Source organism: Micromonospora marina (assembly GCF_900091565.1).
In the GTDB taxonomy this organism is placed as follows: domain Bacteria; phylum Actinomycetota; class Actinomycetes; order Mycobacteriales; family Micromonosporaceae; genus Micromonospora; species Micromonospora marina.
The window spans coordinates 58,781-77,091 of sequence record NZ_FMCV01000002.1; the positions used below are offsets into that span (position 1 = coordinate 58,781).

The window sequence follows — 18,311 nt, forward strand, 5'->3', positions numbered from 1 at the left end:
CCCGACGGCGGCCCTGGGTAGAGATGATCCGGTCAGACAAGGCATAGTTGCCGACGGCGTAATTCGTACCGTGAGTGATCAACCTCGGCCGAGCGGCCGACGCGGGGATCAGACCCGGAAGGCGGTGGACGTGTCAACACACCGACGTGCCTGGAAGCAGCGGGCCGGTGTGGTCGTAGCGCTGGTCTCCGGCGCCCTGCTCACCGTCCCCGCATCTCCCGCCCTCGCCGCCGACGTCAGCGTCTCCCCGGGATCGGCAACGGTCAACGCCGGCAGCGACACCACGATCACCGTCCGGATCACTCCGCAGGACGGCGACCAGAGCGCCGACATCAGCCTGACCGGCCTGCCGTCCGGCGTCAGCTGCGCCTCGGGCTGCGGCCAGGTCAACTTCTCGCCGGGCAACCCACAGCCCAAGACCCAGCTGCTCACCATCCGCGCCAACGACAACGCGCAGGACGCCAACACGTCGGTCACGGTGCAGGTCCGGCCCGACGACTCCGACCCGGCCACCGGCACCTTCCAGCTGGCGGTCAAGGGCGAGGCCCCGGAGCCGCAGCAGCCGCAGACCGTCAAGACGGTGTCCGGCAAGGTGGTCAACGCCGACGGCCAAGCCATCGAGGGCGCCCTCGTCATGCTCCGCGACAGCGCGGGCAAGGAACGCCGCACCAACACCAGTGGCAACGGCAACTTCAGCTTCAGCGGCTCCGAGTCCAACCCGATCGCGCCCGGCCGGATCGACCTCGGTGCCTCCACCGACGGCGCCTCGCCGGTCGCCCGGTCGATCAACGCGGACGCCGGCCAGTCGGTGACCGGCGTCCGGCTCAGCATCCAGCTGAGGGCGTCGGCGAGCCCGAGCGCCTCCCCGTCGGCGAGTGAGTCCGCCCCGCCGTCCGAGGAGCCGCTCGAGGAGGAGGCGACCGACACCCCGTCGGCCGAGGCGCCCGCCGCGCAGCAGCCGGCCGCGAACGAGGACTCCGGCGGCTTCGGCTCCTGGCTGCTCATCCTGCTCGGCGGCCTCTTCGTCGCCGTCGGCGTGGGCACCATCGTGCTGCTCTACATGCGCCGCAAGAACGAGGGCGACGACGGCGACGGCGACGGTCCGGACGGACCGACCGGTCCGGGTGGCCCCGCTGCGGCCGGTGCGATCCCGGCGGCCCGGGGCGCGTACCACGGGGCTGACGACCAGACCCGGGTGGTGAACGGCATGGGCGCCGGGCCGGCCGCGACGATGGTCGGCGGCCCGTCGATCAGCGACGCCCCCACCATGCTCCAGCGGCCGGTCGTGGACGACGTCCCGCCGGACCCGTACGGCGCCCCGCCCGGCCCGTCCTATGGTGTCGGCGGCGGCCAGGGCGGCTACGGCTACGGCGACGACGCACCGGGCCAGGGCGGCTACGGCGGCGCGGGCGGCTACGGCAACGCGCCATCCTCGGGCGGCGGCTACGGCAACGCGCCGTCCTCGGGCGGCGGCTACGGCAACGGCCCCTCCTCCGGTGCCGGATACGGCAGCCCGGACTACGCCGCCGGTGCCGGTGCCGGTGCCGCGGCCGGAGCGGCCGGCTACGCGGCCCAGGGCGGCGGCTACGGCAACGAGCGCTTCGACGAGCCCACCGGCCGCTACACCGGTGACAGCACGCAGTACGCGCCCGCGGCCGACCCGTACCCGACCAGCACCTACCAGCCCGAGCAGGACCGCGGCTACGACCAGGCCGGCTCGTCCTCGTACGGCCGTGGCCCGGAGCAGAGCGACGGCTATGGCGCAGGCGGTGGCTACGGCGCCGCGTCGAGCGGTTACGACGGCGACCGTCAGCAGGGCGGGTACGGCGATCCCACCGGTGCCTACGGCAACGCAGCGGGTGGTGGCTACGGCGACAACCCGTCCGGCGGGTACGGCGACGCACCGGCATACGGCGGCCGACGTGCGGCGGGCGGCGGCTACGGCGAGGACGCGACCGGCGGCTACGACAACGCCCCTTCGGGTGGCTACCGCGATACCCCGTCCGGCGGCTACGACAGCGGCCGTCAGCAGGGCGGATACGGTGACGCACCGACCGGCGGCTACGACAACCCCGGTGGCGGCGGCTACGACAGCCGGTCCCAGGGTGGCTACGACAGCGGCGCCGGCGGTTACGACAGTAGTGCGACCGGCGGCTACGACAGCGGCCGTCAGCAGGGCGGATACGGCGACGCACCGACCGGCGGATACGGCAACGCGGGTGGCGGTTACGACGGCGGTCACCAGTCCGGCGGCTACGGCCAGCAGGCCGGCGGGTACGGGGACGGCTACGGTCAGGCCCCGCAGGGTGGTTACGGCCAGGGCGGTTACGGCCAGGAGCCGCCGCAGCAGCGCGGGGGCGGCTACGACAACGCCTACCCCAACGACCCGGCGCAGGCAGGCCGTGCCCGCCCGGACGGGCAGGCGGACCGTGGCGGACGGCGCCTCGACTGGCTGGACGACTGACAGGCACCGGACGTGGCTGACGACGGCCCGCCGGGATCATCAGGGGCGCGTCCTGCGGGACGGGACCGGAAGCGGTGCTCAGGCGGGGGCGAAGTAGCCCTGGCGGAGTACCGGCACCACGTCGGAGACAGCGACCTCGGTCGCGACCGCGACGTCCTCGGCGAAGCCGCCCTCGGCGAGTTCCCGCCCGGAGACGCATCCCCGGACCGCCGCCGGCACGTCCGGCGTGCTCGCCAGCGCGGCGAGCGCCATCGCGGCCTCCACCGAGAGCCCACCCGGCACGTCGGCGAGCGCGTCGAGCACGCAGGCCGCACCGAGCTGGTCCTCCACGCACGGCCGGAGCGACCCGTCGGGCCAGCGCTCCCCGGCCGCCACCACGCCCACCGGGGCGTCCGTCGAGCCGTACCCCTCGGCGCGCAGCCAGCGCCCGACGGCGGGTGCGTTACGCAGGCACGCCGCGACCACCGGCACCCCGGTGGCGCTCGCGGCGGCGCTGATCGCCGAACCGTTCGGTGACGGCAACACCAGGTCGGGGACGACCGGCGCGGCCCGCAGTGCCGCCGGAGACAGCGACCACGGGTGCTCCGCAGTCATCTTCCGGCGGCCCACAGCGGCCACGGCCCCCATCCGGCGGGCGTAGTCGGCGGCCTGCTCACCCCACGGGAACGGGTGCACCCGCATGCCACGGCTCACCGCCACCTCCACGGTGGTGGTGAACGACAACACGTCCACCACCACCAGGGCGGCACAGACCCGGCCGAGTTCCGCCGCCCCGGTCAGTCCCCAGTCGAACCGGGCACCGGCGCCGGGTTGGGCGAAGACGGCCAGGGCCAGCGCCTCAGCGCTGACCCGGCGCCGGCTCACCGGGAGCCGGACGGTCGGATCCGTCGGCGGCCGCCGACTCGTCCGGGGCCGGGGTTTCGTCGACGGCCGGCGTCACGTCGGCCGGCGCGGCCTCGCCCGGCGCCGCCGCAGCGGGCGCGTCGGACTCCGCCGTGGGGGCGGGCGCGGACGCCTCGGCCTCGGCGGGCTGCGTGTCCCGGCCAGCCTTGGCGATCGGCTCGGCGTCGACAGCGGCCGGGTCCACGCCTACCGGCTGCTCCGCCGTGGCCGGAAGCACAGTGGTCGTCCCGGTACGGGTCGCCTCCACCTCCACGTGCGCCGCCTCGGCCACACCGAACAGGCGCGGGAGCGTCCCGGTGTGTACCTCGCGCAGCTCGTCCAGGCCGAACCGGAACTGACCGTGCACCTCCAGCGCACCGGAGGCCGGGTCGGTGACGCCGATGAACTCCCACGGCACGCCGCGCTCGGCGCAGAGGGCGGTGAACGCCTTCTCGTGGCCGCGCGGCACCGACACCAGCACGCGGCCGGCGGACTCGCTGAACAGGAACACGAACGGCATCGAACCACCCGCGAAGTGCTCCGGCACCACGACCCGGGCGCCCACGCCGCGGCGCAGGGCCGACTCGACCAGGCTCTGCGCCAGGCCGCCGTCGGACAGGTCGTGCGCGGAGCTGAGGTGCCCGACCCGGGCCGCCTCGGCCAGCAGCTCGGCGAGCTGCCGCTCGCGGGCCAGGTCGACCTGCGGGGGGATGCCCCCCAGGTGCTCGTGGGTCACCCAGGCCCACTCCGAGCCGGACAGCTCGACGTGCGTCTCGCCCAGCAGGAACAGCTGGTCGTGGTCGCCGGCCGGACGCGGCACGAAGCCCATCTGCACCCGGTCGGCGACGTCGTCGAGCACACCGAGCACGCCGACCACCGGGGTCGGGTGGATGGCCGCGGCGCCGGTCTGGTTGTAGAAGCTGACGTTGCCGCCGGTCACCGGGATGCCCAGCTCCAGGCAGCCGTCCGCGAGGCCACGCACGGCCTCGGCGAACTGCCACATCACGCCCGGGTCCTCCGGCGAGCCGAAGTTCAGGCAGTTGGTGACCGCGATCGGCTTCGCGCCGGTCACCGCCACGTTCCGGTACGCCTCGGCCAGCGCCAGCTTCGTCCCGTGGTACGGGTCGAGGCGGGCGTACCGGCCGTTGCCGTCGACGGAGAGCGCGACACCGAGGCCGCTGCGCTCGTCGATCCGGATCACGCCGGAGTCCTCCGGCTGGGCGAGCACGGTGTTGCCGAGCACGTACCTGTCGTACTGCTCGGTGACCCAGGTCTTGTCGGCCAGGTTCGGCGACGCGATCATGCGCAGCACGGTCTCCCGGAGCGCCTCCGGGGTGCTCGGCCGGGGCAGCGTCTCGGCGCGGTCGGCCTGGAGCAGGATCAGGTCGGCCGGCTCGCGCATCGGCCGGGCGTACACCGGGCCGTCGTCGACGAGCGAGCCCGGCGGCACGTCCACCACGAGCTGGTCGCGCCAGGTGACGATCAGCCGGCCCGGCTGGCCGTCCGCCGACGGCGCGGTGACCTCGCCGATGGCAGTGGCCCAGACGCCCCACTTCTCGGCGGTCTTGAGCACCGCGTCGAGCTTGTCCGGCGAGACGACGAGCAGCATCCGCTCCTGGGACTCGCTGGCCAGGATCTCGTGCGGCTCCATCGAGGGCTCGCGCAGCGGCACGCGCTCCAGCCAGACCCGCATGCCGGTACCGGCGGAGGCGGCGGTCTCGGTGAGGGCGCAGGTCAGGCCGGCGCCGCCGAGGTCCTGGATGCCGACGACCAGTTCGGCGTCGTACAGCTCCAGGCATGCCTCGATGAGCAGCTTCTCCATGAAGGGGTCGCCCACCTGCACGGACGGGCGGCGCTGCTCGCTGCCCTCGTCGAAGGTGGCGCTGGCGAGCACCGACACGCCGCCGATGCCGTCGCGGCCGGTCTTGGCGCCCATCAGCACCACGACGTTGCCGGGGCCGGTGGCGTCCTTCTTCTGGAGCCGGTCGACCGGCAGCACGCCCAGGCAGAGCGCGTTGACCAGCGGGTTGCCCTGGTAGCAGGGGTCGAAGACGACCTCGCCGCCGATGTTGGGCAGGCCCAGGCAGTTGCCGTAGCCGCCGACGCCGGCGACCACGCCGGGCAGTACCCGGGCGGTGTCCGGGTGGTCGGCCGCGCCGAAGCGCAGCGGGTCCATCACGGCGACCGGGCGGGCGCCCATGGCGAGGATGTCGCGGACGATGCCGCCGACGCCGGTCGCCGCGCCCTGGTACGGCTCGACGAAGCTCGGGTGGTTGTGCGACTCGACCTTGAACGTCACCGCCAGCTCGTCGGAGACACGGACCACGCCGGCGTTCTCCCCGATGCCGGCGAGCAGCCGGTCGCTCGGCGGCGCCTTCTCGCCGAACTGGCGCAGGTGCACCTTGCTCGACTTGTAGGAGCAGTGCTCGCTCCACATGATCGAGTACATGGCCAGCTCGGCCTGGGTGGGCCGGCGGCCGAGGATGTGCCGGATCCGGTCGTACTCGTCGTCGCGGAGGCCCAGCTCGGCGTACGGCTGAAGCTCCTCCGGCGAGTCGGCGGCCCGGGACACGGTGTCCACGCCCGGCGCCCAGTCGTCGGTCGGGCCGGCCTGCGGCACCACGCCCTGCTGCTCGCGCAGGGCCGGGTCCGGATGGGTGGTCATGACGTCTCCTTGCTGCGCTCGCCGCCGGTGCGGCGGGTGGGCCGACCGATGTTCCCGGCCACCATCACGCCGGCGCTCCCACCAGATGCTTGAGCACCGAGGTGAAGAAGCCGAGGCCGTCCAGGGAGGGGCCGGTGAGCGCCTCCACCGCGTGCTCGGGGTGCGGCATGATGCCCACGACGTTGCCGGCCTCGTTGGTGATCGCCGCGATGTCGCGCTGCGATCCGTTGGGGTTGCCGCCGACGTAGCGGGCGACGACGCGGCCCTCACCCTCCAGCCGGTCGAGCGTCGCCGGGTCGGCGACGTAGCAGCCCTCACCGTTCTTGACCGGGATCAGCACCTCCTGGCCCGGCTGGAACGCGTTCGTCCAGGCGGTGCCGGTGCTCTCGATCCGCAGGACCTGGTCCCGGTTGCGGAAGTGCAGGTGCTGGTTGCGGGTGAGCGCGCCGGGCAGCAGGTGCGCCTCGCAGAGGATCTGGAAGCCGTTGCAGATGCCGAGCACCGGCAGGCCACCGCGCGCGGCCTGGACGATCGTCTCCATCACCGGGGCGAACCGGGCGATGGCGCCGCAGCGCAGGTAGTCGCCGTAGGAGAAGCCGCCGGGCAGGACGACGGCGTCCACCCCGTGCAGGTCCGGGTCGCCGTGCCAGAGCCGGACCGCCTCGGCGCCGGCGATCCGTACGGCCCGGGCCGCGTCCCCGTCGTCGAGCGAGCCGGGGAAGGTGACCACACCGACCCGGGCGGTCACGACTGCGCGCCCGCGGTCTCGTCGGCGGTGACCACCCGGACGGTGAAGTCCTCGATGACCGGGTTGGCAAGCAGCTTGTCGGCGATCTCCCGGGCCCGGTCCAGGTCCGGTTCGCCGGTGAACTCGATCTCGATCCGCCTGCCGATCCGAACCGAGGCGACGTCACTGACGCCGAGCCGGGGCAGCGCGTTTGCGACGGCCTGGCCCTGCGGATCGAGGATCTCGGGCTTGAGCATGACGTCGACGACGACGCGAGGCACTGGGCACTCCTGACTGTGTACGCAGTTGGGTGCCGGCCCAACAATCGGGCGAGCGCAGCCAGCGTACCTGGCAGATACCGCCCGGCCCGCACCGGCCGGGGGCAGTTCCGGCACTGATCTGCCGCACCCGCGGCACCGGACGGGCACCGTTGCCCGTTCGTTGCGGCGTCGATGCGAATTCGTTGCGCTGCGTGCTTGCCGGAGCTTTCCGGCAACGCCTCCCAGCAGGCATTCTGCCGCGAAACACCCCACCTTGGACCGGTATCCGACAGCGCGTCGGCGCGCCACGCGGCGCACGTCACGCCATCGGCCTGATTCGATCCGCACCTTGTGACAGAGGGCGTCGCGGCCGTAGCATGCATCGTCAGATGTCGATGACTGGGATCGACGTCCCTCGCCGGCCCACCCCATCCGGCGGGTGTCACCCCCTGCCCGGTAACCCCGGGCGTCCGCGCAGAAGGAGCCCCGACATGCGTCTCCGTCCCCTGCTCGCCGTGCTGACCACCGCGCTGGCCGGCGTCCTGGTCACCGCCTCCGGCGCTGCCGCCGCACCGGCCGGCCCTCAGCCGATCATCGGCGGCGGCACCGTCTCGTCCGCGCCGTGGGCCGCCGCCGTCTTCAGCAACGGCTCGTTCACCTGCTCCGGCAGCGTCATCGCGCCCCAGTGGGTGCTCACCGCCCGGCACTGCGTCAGCGGCACCATGTCGGTGCGCGTCGGCAGCGTCTACCGCGCCTCGGGCGGCGTGACCCGCACCGTGAGCGCCTCGTACAGCCGCTACGACCTGGCCCTGCTGCGCCTGTCCAGCACGGTCAGCACCTCCGCCGTGTCACTGGCCACCAGCAACCCGCCGGTCGGCTCCACGAACACCATCTACGGCTGGGGCATGACCTGCTACAGCGGGTGCAGCGCGTCGTCGCAGCTCAAGACCGCCAGCGTCCGGGTGACCAGCAACAGCGCCACCGACGCGTACGGCGGCCAGGCGATCCGGAGCACCCGGATCAACGGCAACGCGTGGCGGGGCGACTCGGGCGGTCCGCAGTTCTACAACGGGCGGCAGGTCGGCGTCGCCTCCACCGCCGACGGCCAGAGCATCCAGAACTACGGCAGTGTCGCGTACAACCGGGCCTGGATCACCTCGACGGCCGGTGTCTGACGGTTGATGCCGTTGCGGCGCGGATCGGTCGGGTGCGGCCCGACCGTCCGCGCCGCGCCGTTTTGCAGCATCCGATCAGCTGAACACGGCTCGCGAACCACCCGGCCGGGGACTGACAGCATCGGAAGGGTGCTGGTCGTGACGACGGATCAACTGCCCGGCTACGAGATCCGCCAGATCCTCGGCGAAGTGGTCTCCTCGATGGCGAGGACCCGCAACCCGTACCGCGAGGGGGTCAAGAACCTGCGCGGTGGCGCCTACGACCCGATGGCGCCGGACAACCTGACCCGATGGCGTACCGACTCGGTGGCCCGCCTCGGCGAGGAGGCGCGCCGCCTGGGCGCGAACGCGGTGATCGGCATGCGCTTCGACAGCCGCGACTGCGGCGAGATGTGGATGGAGATCTGCGCGTACGGCACGGCGGTGATCGTCGCGCCGAAGATGCCGGACGTCATGCCGCCGGACCAGCCCGCGATCGCGGCCGAGACCGCGCACGACCCGGAGATCGCCTCCGCCCCCGGCGGCATCGCCGAACCCGCGTCCGCCCCCAACCTGAGTTCCGCGGCCGAAACCCCCACCGGCCCCTGACCCCCTTGCTCTGCCGCGTCGATCATGAAGTTGACGGCAGAAATGACCTCCCTGAGTGCCGCCAACTTCAGTGATCGACCAGAAAAGGTCAGAGGATGGGGGGTGGGGAGTAGGCCGCCGCGTGGGGGTGGGCTTCGACGACCCTGGTGATTCTTGCGGTCACCCGGGCGACCTGGTCGGTGGCGGCGCCCACGAAGGCGTTGCGATCGGCGACCAGGGTGTCGATCTCGGGCCGGGTCAGGCCTAGGCGGCCGTCGGCGGCCAGGCGGTCGAACAGGTCGTTCTCAACCGCGCCCTTCTCCCGCATCGCCAGCGCCACGGCGACCGCGTGCTCCTTGATCACCTCGTGCGCGACCTCCCGGCCCACACCCCGGCGTACGGCCGCCACCAGGATCTTCGTGGTGGCCAGGAACGGCAGGAAGCGCTCCAGCTCCCGGTTGATCACCGCCGGGTACGGGCCGAACTCGTCCAGCACGGTGAGGAACGTCTGGAACAGCCCGTCGGCGGCGAAGAACGCATCAGGCAGCGCTACCCGGCGCACCACCGAGCAGGAGACGTCACCCTCGTTCCACTGGTCGCCGGCCAGCTCGCCGACCATCGACAGGTAACCCCTGATGATCACCGCGAAGCCGTTCACCCGCTCCGACGAACGCGTGTTCATCTTGTGCGGCATCGCGCTGGAACCGACCTGACCCGGCTTGAAGCCCTCGGTGACCAACTCCTGGCCCACCATGAGCCGGATCGTGGTGGCCAGCGACGACGGCGCGGCGGCCACCTGGGCCAGCGCCGAGAGCACGTCGAAGTCCAGCGAACGCGGGTAGACCTGGCCGACGCTGTCCAGCACCCGGCTGAACCCCAGGTGCCCGGCCACCCGATGCTCCAGCTCGGCCACCTTGCCGGCGTCGCCGTCGAACAGGTCGAGCTGGTCGGCGGCGGTGCCCACCGGCCCCTTGATCCCCCGCAGCGGGTAGCGGCCGATCAGATCCTCCAGCCGCTCGTACGCGATCAGCAGCTCCTCGGCCGCCGACGCGAACCGCTTGCCGAGCGTGGTGGCCTGCGCGGCGACGTTGTGCGACCGGCCGGTCATCACCAGCGCCGAGTACTCCCCGGCGTGCCAGCCCAGCCGGGCCAGCGTGGCGACCACCCGGTCCCGGATCAGCTCCAGCGAGGCGCGGATCTGGAGCTGCTCGACGTTCTCGGTGAGGTCGCGGGAGGTCATCCCCTTGTGCACGTGCTCGTGCCCGGCGAGCGCGCTGAACTCCTCGATCCGGGCCTTCACGTCGTGCCGGGTGACCCGCTCCCGGGCCGCGATCGAGGCCAGGTCGACCTGGTCGACCACCCGCTCGTACGCCTCGACCACCCCGTCCGGCACCGGCACGCCGAGGTCACGCTGGGCCTTGAGTACCGCCAGCCAGAGCCGGCGCTCCATCCGGACCTTCTCCTCCGGCGACCAGAGGGCGACAAGTTCGGGCGAGGCGTACCGGTTGGCGAGCACGTTCGGGATCGTCGTCACGTACCTCAGTCTTTCATGAGGCCCGGGCCGGCCCCGGCGACGCCGGTACCCGGTCCAGCACGACCGGTGCCCGACGACCGCGTCCGATACGTCCGCAAGGGCTGCGCGGACCCGACAAGTCGCGGATCATGTTGCCCGGTCCCACTCAGGGCATTCCCTCCTCGACCGAGGTTCACATGCACAGACCTCTTCTCGCCGGGCTCACCACCACCGTGCTGACCGGCGCTTCCCTGCTGGCCCTCGCCGCGCCTTCCCAGGCGGCCGACACGACCACCATCTACGTCCGCCAGACGGCGGCGGCGTGCTCAGACACCGGCCCCGGCACTCTGGCCACGCCGTTCTGCTCCATCAATCCGGCGGTGGCCCGTGTCGAACCGGGCCAGACCGTCGACGTCAGCCAGGGCACCTACCCGGAAAGGGTCACCGTCGGCCGCTCCGGCACCCCCGAGCAGCCGATCACCATCGTCGCCAGCGGTACCGCCACGATCAACGGCCCCACCGCCGGGGTCGTCGTGCACGGCCAGCACGACATCGTGCTCCAGAACATCCGGGTGGCCAAGACCGCCGACGGCCCCGCCCTCGACCTCGCCGACGCGTCCGGGCTGACAGTGCAGGGCGGCAGCTTCCTTCCGGCGGACACGGCCACCGCACCGATCGTCCGGCTCGCAGCCGTGAGCCGGACGACGCTGACCCAGATCGTCGTCAAGGGCGCGGTGCCGACCAGTGGCATCAGTATGGACGCGGCGACCACCGGTGTCGTCGTCAGCTCCGCCACCGTGGGCGGAACCTACAAGGTCGCCGAACCAAACGTCGGCATCCGGATCGACGGACCAGGAAACACGATCCTGAACAGCACCGTCGGCGCGTTCACCGGCGCCGGAATCGCGATCGGCCCGGCGGCGGCGGACACCGTCGTCGCCAACACCCAGGTCCAGAGCGGAGCCGGACTGGGGATTCACGTCCGTGGGGCCGCCCGGACGGCGATCACCAACAACTACGTACGCGACCACTGCGGCGACGGCATCCGGGTAGACGGCGACGCCACCGGCGTCTCCGTGCAGAACAACATCATGACCTCGAACGGGATCACCACCCGAAGTTACTGCGACCCGGCGGACCCGCCCGGCGTGGAGATCGGACTCTTCGACGCCGCCGCCAGCAGCACCGTGGTGGACTACAACAATACCTACCATTTCAGCTCACCGTCCGACACGGCCTACTCGTGGAACGGCACCCGGATGAGCCTGCAGGCGTTCCGGCTCGCGTCCGGGCAGGCCGCGCACGACCTGGACACGTCCTACGCCACCGAGGCGGAGGACTCGGCGAACTCCGCAGCACCGGGCTTCCAGGCCACCGACCGCGCCGGCAACGCCCGTGCCGACAACCCGAACCGGCCCAACACCGGCGCAGGCCCGATGCCATGGGCAGATCGCGGAGTGACCGAATATCTGGGCGCCCCGCGCGCCTGGGTCGAGACGAAACTGGATCTGGGCACCCGCACCGTCACCGCCGACGCCTCCCTCTCGCTTCCCGGGTACCGGCCGATCTCCAGATACGTCTTCGACTTCGGTGACGGCACGGTGGTCACCTCGGACAAGCCGGTCGTCTCGCACGCCTACGCCACCACCGGCGACTACACCGTCTCGGTGACGGTCTCGGGGTCCGACAACCGGACCGGCACCGCCGCTCAGGGCATCAGCGTCCTGCGGCGTACCGGCACGATCGGTCTGCTCGCCCTCGTCAACCTGCGCTACACGTCCGCCACGGCAGGGCGGGTCCTGACCGCCGACAAGGCCACGTTGGCCGGCGACGGGCAGTTCGACCTGGCCGATGCGGGCAACGGGCGCGTCGCTGTGCTGTCCCGCTCGGTCGGACGGTACCTGGTCAACAGCGGCGCCATCCTGCCGAACAGCCCGGTGGTCACGGACGAGCAGACCTTCGACCTGGTCACCAACGCGGACGGCACGATCAGCCTGCGCTGGAGCGGCCGGGCGTACGTGGGCGTCAACGGGAGCGCTCAACTCGTCGCGACGGCCACCGCGATCGGCACCCGGGAGAAGTTTTACCGCGTCAACCCGGCCGACGCGAACCGCACCCTGAAGGCGGGCGCGAACGGGCAGTTCGTCAGCGCGGAGAGCGCCGGCGCGAAGCCGCTGGTCGCGAACCGTGCCACAGCAGGGGTGTGGGAGCGGTTCGACGTCCTCGACCTGGGCAACGGCAAGGTCGCACTCCTCGCCCAGGCCAACGGCAAGGTCGTCTGCGCGGACGGCACCGGCACCAAGCCACTGATCGCCAACCGCACCAGCGCCGGCGCCTGGGAGACGTTCGTCCTGGTCCGCAACGCGGACGGCACGGTCAGCCTCAAGGCGACGATCAACAACCACTACGTCAGTGCCGAGAGTGCGGGCGCCAAGCCGTTGATCGCCAACCGCACCGCGATCGGCCCGTGGGAGAAGTTCACAGTCGGGGGCTGATGCTCGCACCGCCGACGCCCGCCCGGGAAGCCACCCCGGGCGGGCGTCGGTGTCAGCGCTCCAGGATCGCTGTCACGCCCTGTCCGCCTGCGGCGCAGATGGAGATCAGGCCGCGCCCGCTCCCCTTGGCGTCCAGCAGCTTGGCCAGCGTGGCGACGATCCGGCCGCCGGTGGCGGCGAACGGGTGCCCGGCCGCCAGCGACGAGCCGTTGACGTTGAGCTTGTCCCGGTCGATCGAGCCGAGCGGGCCGTCCAGGCCGAGGCGCTCCTTGCAGAACTCCGGCGACTCCCAGGCGGCAAGGGTGGCCAGCACCTGCGAGGCGAACGCCTCGTGGATCTCGTAGTAGTCGAAGTCCTGCAGGCTCAGCCCGGCCCGGGCCAGCATCCGGGGCACCGCGTACGCGGGCGCCATCAGCAGGCCCTCGTCGCCGTGCACGAAGTCGACGGCGGCGGTCTCGGACCAGGAGAACCAGGCCAGCACCGGCAGGTTGTGCGCCTTGGCCCACTCCTCGGAGGCGAGCAGCACCGTCGACGCGCCGTCGGTGAGCGGCGAGGAGTTACCGGCGGTCATGGTGGCCCGCTCGGCGTCCGCGCCGGAGGCGCCGAAGACCGGCTTGAGCGAGCCGAGCTTCTCCAGGCTGGTGTCCGGCCGCAGGTTCTGGTCCCGGGTCAGCCCGAGGTAGGGGGTCATCAGGTCGTCGAAGAACCCCTTGTCGTACGCGGCGGCGAGCCGCTGGTGCGAGCGCAGTGCCAGTTCGTCCTGCGCGGTCCGGTCCACGTTCCAGCGCAGCGCGGTCCGGGCCGCGTGCTCACCCATCGAGAGCCCGGTACGCGGCTCGGCGTTGCGCGGGATGTCCGGCTTGAACGGCTGGTGCGGGCGCAGCTTCGCCGCGATCTTGAGCCGTTCGCCGAGCGTACGGGCGGAGTTGAGCTGGAGCAGCGTGCGCCGCATGTCCTCGTTGACGGCGAGCGGCGCGTCCGAGGTGGTGTCGGCGCCACCGGCGATGCCGACCTCGATCTGCCCGAGGGCGATCTTGTTGGCGACCAGGATGGCGGCCTCCAGTCCGGTGCCGCAGGCCTGCTGGATGTCGTACGCGGGGGTGTGCGGGTCGAGCCGGGAGCCGAGCACGACCTCACGGGTGAGGTTGAAGTCGCGTGAGTGCTTGAGCACCGCACCGGCCACGAACTCGCCGATCCGCTCGCCGGCCAGCCCGAACCGGGCGACCAGCCCGTCGAGCGCCGCACCGAGCATGTCCGCGTTCGACGCGTGCGCGTAGCGCGAGTTGGACCGGGCGAAGGGGATGCGGTTGCCCCCGATGACCGCGACCCGCCGGACACTCTGCACGATCGGCCTCCCTCGAAACTGTTGCCCAAACCCTACTCGCCAGTAGGCTACGCCTATGACCGACAGGTACGCGAGCTTCGTCCAGACAGGGGCCGGTCGCGCGCTGGTCAAGCGCCTCGGGCTGCCCGACCCGCCCCGACTGCGCCGGCACACGCCGGGCGACCCCCTCGTTCCCGGGCCGGTCCTGCTCGGCTCCTCGGCCGGCGGCCGGATCGCCGAGCCGGCCGGGAAGATCCTGACCGCCGCCGGGGTCGAGCTGGCCGATCCGGTCGCCGCCCACGACGCCGACCGCCGCTTCGCGGCCCTGGTGTACGACGCCAGCGGCATCACCGACTCCGCCGGACTGCGTCAGCTCTACGACTTCTTCCACCCGCAGGCCCGCTCGCTGCTGCCCAGCGGCCGGGTGATCGTGCTGGGCACCCCGCCGGCCGAGTGCGGCTCTCCCCGGGAGGGTACCGCCCAGCGCGCGCTGGAGGGCCTGACCCGCAGCATCGGCAAGGAGTTCGGCCGGGGCGTGACCGCCCAGCTCGTCTACGTGACACGCGAGGGTGACGCCGGCACGCCGGTGAGTCTGGAGTCCACGCTCCGGTTCCTGCTCTCCGGCCGTTCCGCGTACGTCTCGGGCCAGGTCGTGCGCGTCGGCGCCGGCACCGCCGTCGCACCGGCCGACTGGGACCGGCCGCTTTCCGGCCAGGTGGTGCTGGTGACCGGCGCGGCCCGGGGCATCGGCGCGGCGCTCGCGAAGGTGCTGGCACGCGACGGCGCCCAGGTGGTGGCGCTGGACATCCCGGCGGCCGGGGACGAGCTGGCCGCCGTCGCCAACGACATCGGCGGCAGCGCGGTGCAGCTCGACCTGACCGCGCCGGACGCGCCGACACGGCTGGCGGAGCATCTGGCGTCCCGCCACGGCCGGGTCGACGCGGTGGTGCACAACGCGGGCATCACCCGGGACAAGACGCTGGGCCGGATGGACGCCGACCGGTGGGACTCGGTGATCGACGTGAACCTGTCCAGCCAGGAGCGCATCAACGACGTGCTGCTGGAACGCGACCTGATCCCGGCCGGTGGCCGGATCGTGTCGGTCTCGTCGATCGCCGGGATCGCCGGCAACCGGGGGCAGACCAACTATGCGACGAGCAAGGCCGGCGTGATCGGCCTCGTCGACTCGCTCTCCCCGGTGCTTCGCGAGCGCGGGATCAGCCTGAACGCGGTGGCGCCGGGCTTCATCGAGACCCGGCTGACCGCGCGTATCCCGCTGGCCATCCGCGAGGTGGGACGGCGGATGAACAGCATGGCCCAGGGCGGCCTGCCGGTGGACGTGGCCGAGACGATCGGCTGGCTCTCCTGGCCGGCGTCCGGCGCGGTGAGCGGCAACGTGGTCCGGGTCTGCGGCCAGAGCCTGCTGGGGGCGTGATGGCGAAGGACCAGAACGACGACCTGAGCCTGCACGATCTGATCGAGGGCCCCACCCGCGACCTGACCGCAGCCCGTGCCGCCGCCCTCGCCCGCACCCAGGCCCGATCCACCTCCGACGATCATGAAGCTGACGGCACTTCTGAAGATCCACGAGGCAGCCAACCTCATGATCGACGGAGTGAGGGGGCGAGTGAGGGGGCGGGGCCGGGCGCGCGGCGGCGGGTCGCGTTGGAGCGGCTGCCCGCCAGTGGGGCGCTGTACCGGCGGGCGTTGCTGGGAGTGGTGCCGGGGGTCGGGGGGCGGCGTGGCGGGGACGTGCCGGGGGTCGAACTCGCCGTCTCCGGGGTCGCCGTGGATCCGGGGCACCTGGCTGGCTACGACCGGGTGTGCGGGTTCCGGCTGACCGACCGGCTGCCGGCCACGTACCTGCACGTGCTCGGGTTCCCGCTGTCGCTGCGGCTGATGACGAGCCCGGGCTTCCCGATCCCGCTCACCGGCGTGGTGCACGTGGCCAACCGGATCACCGTGCACCGCCCGGTAGAGGCCGGCGAGACGGTCGACTTCCACACGTACGCGGAGAACCTGCGCCCGCACGAGCGGGGCCGCCAACTCGACGTGGTGCTCATCGGGTCGATCGGTGGCGAGGAGGTCTGGCGCGGCGTGTCCACGTACCTCGGGAAGGAGCGCGCCGCGGGCGGCGGTCCGCGGCGCGACCGGGGTGACCGCCCGGCTCCGCCGGCCGCCTCGGCGCGGTGGCGGGTGACGCCCCGGGTGGGTACGGACTACGCCCGCGTCTCCGGCGACCACAACCCGATCCACACGTCGAAGCTGGGCGCGCGGCTGTTCGGCTTCCCGCGCCCGATCGCGCACGGTATGTGGAGCAAGGCCCGCTGCCTGGCCGCGCTGGAGCCGCGGCTGTCCGAGACGTACACGGTGGACGTGTCGTTCAAGCTGCCGGTGCCGCTGCCGTCGACCGTGGCGTTCAGCGCCTCGGCGACCGGCGCTGGCTGGGACTTCGCGCTGCACGGCGCCCGGGACGGGAAACCGCATCTGGTCGGTTCCGTGCGCTGAGCGAAAGAGGGGACTTGCCGTCCCCTCTTTTCGCGGCTAAGTTGTTCTCAGATTGAGTTGTTCTCAACCTGAGAGAGTAGGTGGCCGTGAGCGAGCAGGACTTCCTGGCCGGGTACGACCCCCGGGACTACCCGGCGGTCGCGGTCACCGTCGACGTGGTCGCGCTGACCATCCGCGAGGGCGCGCTGCACCTGCTGCTGATCCGCCGCGGCGCACCGCCCTACGCGGGGCACTGGGCGCTGCCCGGCGGCTTCGTCCACCCGGACGAGGACCTGGCCGCGGGCGCCCGCCGGGAACTGGCCGAGGAGACCGGCCTCGGCGGCGAGCGCCTGCGCCGGGTGCACCTGGAACAGCTCGGCAGCTACGGCGCCCCCGACCGCGACCCCCGCATGCGGGTCGTCTCGGTCGCCCACCTGGCGTTCGCCCCCGACCTGCCCGACCCGGTCGCCGACACCGACGCCGACGAGGCGACCTGGCTGCCGGTGACCGCGCTGAACAGCCGGCAGCTCGCCTTCGACCACGGCCGGATCATCGACGACGGGCTTGAGCGCGCCCGCTCCAAGCTGGAGTACACGCCGCTGGCCACCCGGTTCCTCGCCCCCGAGTTCACAGTCACCGAGCTGCGGGAGGTCTACGAGACGGTGTGGGGCCACCCGCTGCACGCCGGCAACTTCCACCGCAAGGTGCTCTCGGTGCCCGGCTTCGTGGAGGGCACCGGCGCCAGCACCGAACGCGGCGGCGCGCGCGGCGGCCCCCGGGCCAAGCTCTACCGCGCCGGAGACGCCCGGCTGCTGCACCCGGCGCTGCTGCGCCCCGCCCGGGAGGAGACGGTGCGGTGAGGACCGAGGAGGCGATCCGGCTGGTCACGGCCGACCCGCTGGTACGCGCCGCCGCGGCCGACGCGCTCGTCACCGTCACCACCCGGTGGCGCACGCCCGCCCCCGCGTACACCGGCGACGTCGCCACCCTGCACGAACGCAAGGAAGGGCCCCTTGTTAACGCCTCCGGTAGAGGAGGGGCCCCTTCTTATCACCTGGCGAAGGTGACCCGGCACCCCGGCGACAACGACCTGATGGCCCGCGAGGCGCGCGCGTTGCGCCGGATCGCCGAGCACGGCGACGCCCGGCACCTCGCGTACGTGCCCAAGCTTGTCGACTCCTACCCGGCGCGCGACCCGTCGACGGGCGTGCAACGACAGGTGAACGAGCTGGTGACCGTACCCGGGCTGCACAGCCTGGACGACGTGCGCCGCGCGTACCCGGACGGGCTGGACCCGCGCGACGCGGCCTGGATGTGGCGGCGGCTGCTCGTGGCGCTCGGCCTGGCCCACCGGGCCGGCGTGGTGCACGGCGCGGTGCTGCCCCGGCACGTGCTGATCGAGCCGGACGCGCACGGCGTGGTGCTCGTCGACTGGTGCTTCTCCGCCGACCCGGGCGGGCTCGTGCCGGCGCTGGTGCCCGGTCACGAGGACTGGTATCCGCCGGAGGTCGCCGAGAAGCGGCAGTGCGGGCCCGGCACCGACATCGCGATGGCCGCCCGCTGCATGACCTGGCTGATGGGCGACCACGCACCGCGCGAGTTGCGCGCCTTTGCCGACGGCTGCCAGGGCACCGCGCTCGCCACCCGGCCGGACGACGCCTGGCGGCTGCTGCGCGAACTGGACGAGGTGCTGCACCGGCTGTACGGGCCGCGCACCTTCCGACCCTTCACCCTCAACCCGTAGGGAGGCTG

14 protein-coding genes are annotated in these 18,311 nt (G+C 72.7%); 8 read left to right on the forward strand and 6 right to left on the reverse strand.

Translation table 11 applies throughout. The annotated features are described in order from the left end of the window. Positions 1-130: 130 nt before the first annotated feature. Positions 131-2,464, forward strand: a complete 2,334-nt coding sequence (locus GA0070215_RS02825) for a carboxypeptidase-like regulatory domain-containing protein (RefSeq protein WP_091042085.1) — start codon at positions 131-133, stop codon at positions 2,462-2,464. 78 nt (positions 2,465-2,542) lie between these two features. Here GA0070215_RS02825 and GA0070215_RS02830 read toward each other — a convergent pair whose 3' ends face one another. The 4 genes from GA0070215_RS02830 to purS all read right to left on the reverse strand — a co-directional run bounded on the left by GA0070215_RS02830 (position 2,543) and on the right by purS (position 7,019). Further along, positions 2,543-3,292 (reverse strand): 2-phosphosulfolactate phosphatase, encoded by a 750-nt coding sequence (locus tag GA0070215_RS02830; protein WP_091042088.1) that lies wholly within the window; start codon positions 3,290-3,292, stop codon positions 2,543-2,545. Between the two features lie 10 nt (positions 3,293-3,302). Continuing rightward, complete coding sequence (purL, locus tag GA0070215_RS02835; protein WP_091041439.1) at positions 3,303-6,011, reverse strand: phosphoribosylformylglycinamidine synthase subunit PurL; 2,709 nt, start codon at positions 6,009-6,011, stop codon at positions 3,303-3,305. A 64-nt stretch (positions 6,012-6,075) separates the two neighbouring features. Beyond that, a complete protein-coding gene (gene purQ, locus GA0070215_RS02840) occupies positions 6,076-6,759 on the reverse strand; it encodes a phosphoribosylformylglycinamidine synthase subunit PurQ (RefSeq protein WP_018785472.1) in 684 nt (227 codons plus the stop codon). Then, a complete protein-coding gene (gene purS / locus GA0070215_RS02845) occupies positions 6,756-7,019 on the reverse strand; it encodes a phosphoribosylformylglycinamidine synthase subunit PurS (RefSeq protein ID WP_013473439.1) in 264 nt (87 codons plus the stop codon). Before purS ends, purQ begins: the two co-directional genes overlap by 4 nt. A gap of 470 nt (positions 7,020-7,489) precedes the next feature. Here purS and GA0070215_RS02850 point away from each other — a divergent pair, with 470 nt between their 5' ends. Next, entirely contained in the window at positions 7,490-8,173 is a 684-nt protein-coding gene (locus GA0070215_RS02850) for a S1 family peptidase (RefSeq protein ID WP_018785474.1), read from the forward strand. 6 nt (positions 8,174-8,179) lie between these two features. Beyond that, positions 8,180-8,761, forward strand: coding sequence for a YbjQ family protein (locus tag GA0070215_RS02855; RefSeq protein ID WP_196806701.1), 582 nt, complete (start codon positions 8,180-8,182; stop codon positions 8,759-8,761). 88 nt (positions 8,762-8,849) lie between these two features. Here the strand turns inward: GA0070215_RS02855 and purB are convergent, their stop codons facing one another. Beyond that, positions 8,850-10,274: an adenylosuccinate lyase gene (purB, locus tag GA0070215_RS02860; RefSeq protein WP_091041441.1), complete on the reverse strand. Its 1,425-nt coding sequence runs from the start codon at positions 10,272-10,274 to the stop codon at positions 8,850-8,852. A gap of 176 nt (positions 10,275-10,450) precedes the next feature. On the opposite strand from purB, the gene GA0070215_RS02865 reads away from it, so the two are divergent. Continuing rightward, positions 10,451-12,748: a PKD domain-containing protein gene (locus GA0070215_RS02865; protein WP_167361471.1), complete on the forward strand. Its 2,298-nt coding sequence runs from the start codon at positions 10,451-10,453 to the stop codon at positions 12,746-12,748. Positions 12,749-12,800: 52 nt separating this feature from the next. On the opposite strand, the gene GA0070215_RS02870 is transcribed toward GA0070215_RS02865, so the two are convergent. After that, positions 12,801-14,093, reverse strand: coding sequence for an acetyl-CoA C-acetyltransferase (locus tag GA0070215_RS02870; protein ID WP_091041449.1), 1,293 nt, complete (start codon positions 14,091-14,093; stop codon positions 12,801-12,803). Positions 14,094-14,148: 55 nt separating this feature from the next. Between GA0070215_RS02870 and GA0070215_RS02875 the strand changes: the two genes are divergently transcribed. The 4 genes from GA0070215_RS02875 to GA0070215_RS02890 all read left to right on the forward strand — a co-directional run bounded on the left by GA0070215_RS02875 (position 14,149) and on the right by GA0070215_RS02890 (position 18,303). Continuing rightward, positions 14,149-15,507: a 3-oxoacyl-ACP reductase gene (locus tag GA0070215_RS02875; protein ID WP_091041452.1), complete on the forward strand. Its 1,359-nt coding sequence runs from the start codon at positions 14,149-14,151 to the stop codon at positions 15,505-15,507. Continuing rightward, positions 15,507-16,580 (forward strand): MaoC/PaaZ C-terminal domain-containing protein, encoded by a 1,074-nt coding sequence (locus GA0070215_RS02880; protein WP_244166841.1) that lies wholly within the window; start codon positions 15,507-15,509, stop codon positions 16,578-16,580. Before GA0070215_RS02875 ends, GA0070215_RS02880 begins: the two co-directional genes overlap by 1 nt. A gap of 80 nt (positions 16,581-16,660) precedes the next feature. Then, positions 16,661-17,419, forward strand: a complete 759-nt coding sequence (locus tag GA0070215_RS02885; protein ID WP_208600274.1) for an NUDIX hydrolase — start codon at positions 16,661-16,663, stop codon at positions 17,417-17,419. After that, positions 17,416-18,303, forward strand: a complete 888-nt coding sequence (locus tag GA0070215_RS02890; RefSeq protein ID WP_091041459.1) for a BUD32 family EKC/KEOPS complex subunit — start codon at positions 17,416-17,418, stop codon at positions 18,301-18,303. Before GA0070215_RS02885 ends, GA0070215_RS02890 begins: the two co-directional genes overlap by 4 nt. Positions 18,304-18,311 lie beyond the last annotated feature (8 nt).

What these genes read in the sequence shown, in the direction of transcription:
- GA0070215_RS02880 (WP_244166841.1), top strand. Translation starts at nt 15,507, where the DNA reads ATGGCGAAGGACCAGAACGACGACCTGAGCCTGCACGATCTGATCGAG.
- GA0070215_RS02875 (WP_091041452.1), top strand. Translation starts at nt 14,149, where the DNA reads ATGACCGACAGGTACGCGAGCTTCGTCCAGACAGGGGCCGGTCGCGCG.
- purL (WP_091041439.1), bottom strand. Translation starts at nt 6,011, where the DNA reads ATGACCACCCATCCGGACCCGGCCCTGCGCGAGCAGCAGGGCGTGGTG.
- GA0070215_RS02865 (WP_167361471.1), top strand. Translation starts at nt 10,451, where the DNA reads ATGCACAGACCTCTTCTCGCCGGGCTCACCACCACCGTGCTGACCGGC.
- GA0070215_RS02855 (WP_196806701.1), top strand. Translation starts at nt 8,180, where the DNA reads ATGCCGTTGCGGCGCGGATCGGTCGGGTGCGGCCCGACCGTCCGCGCC.
- GA0070215_RS02850 (WP_018785474.1), top strand. Translation starts at nt 7,490, where the DNA reads ATGCGTCTCCGTCCCCTGCTCGCCGTGCTGACCACCGCGCTGGCCGGC.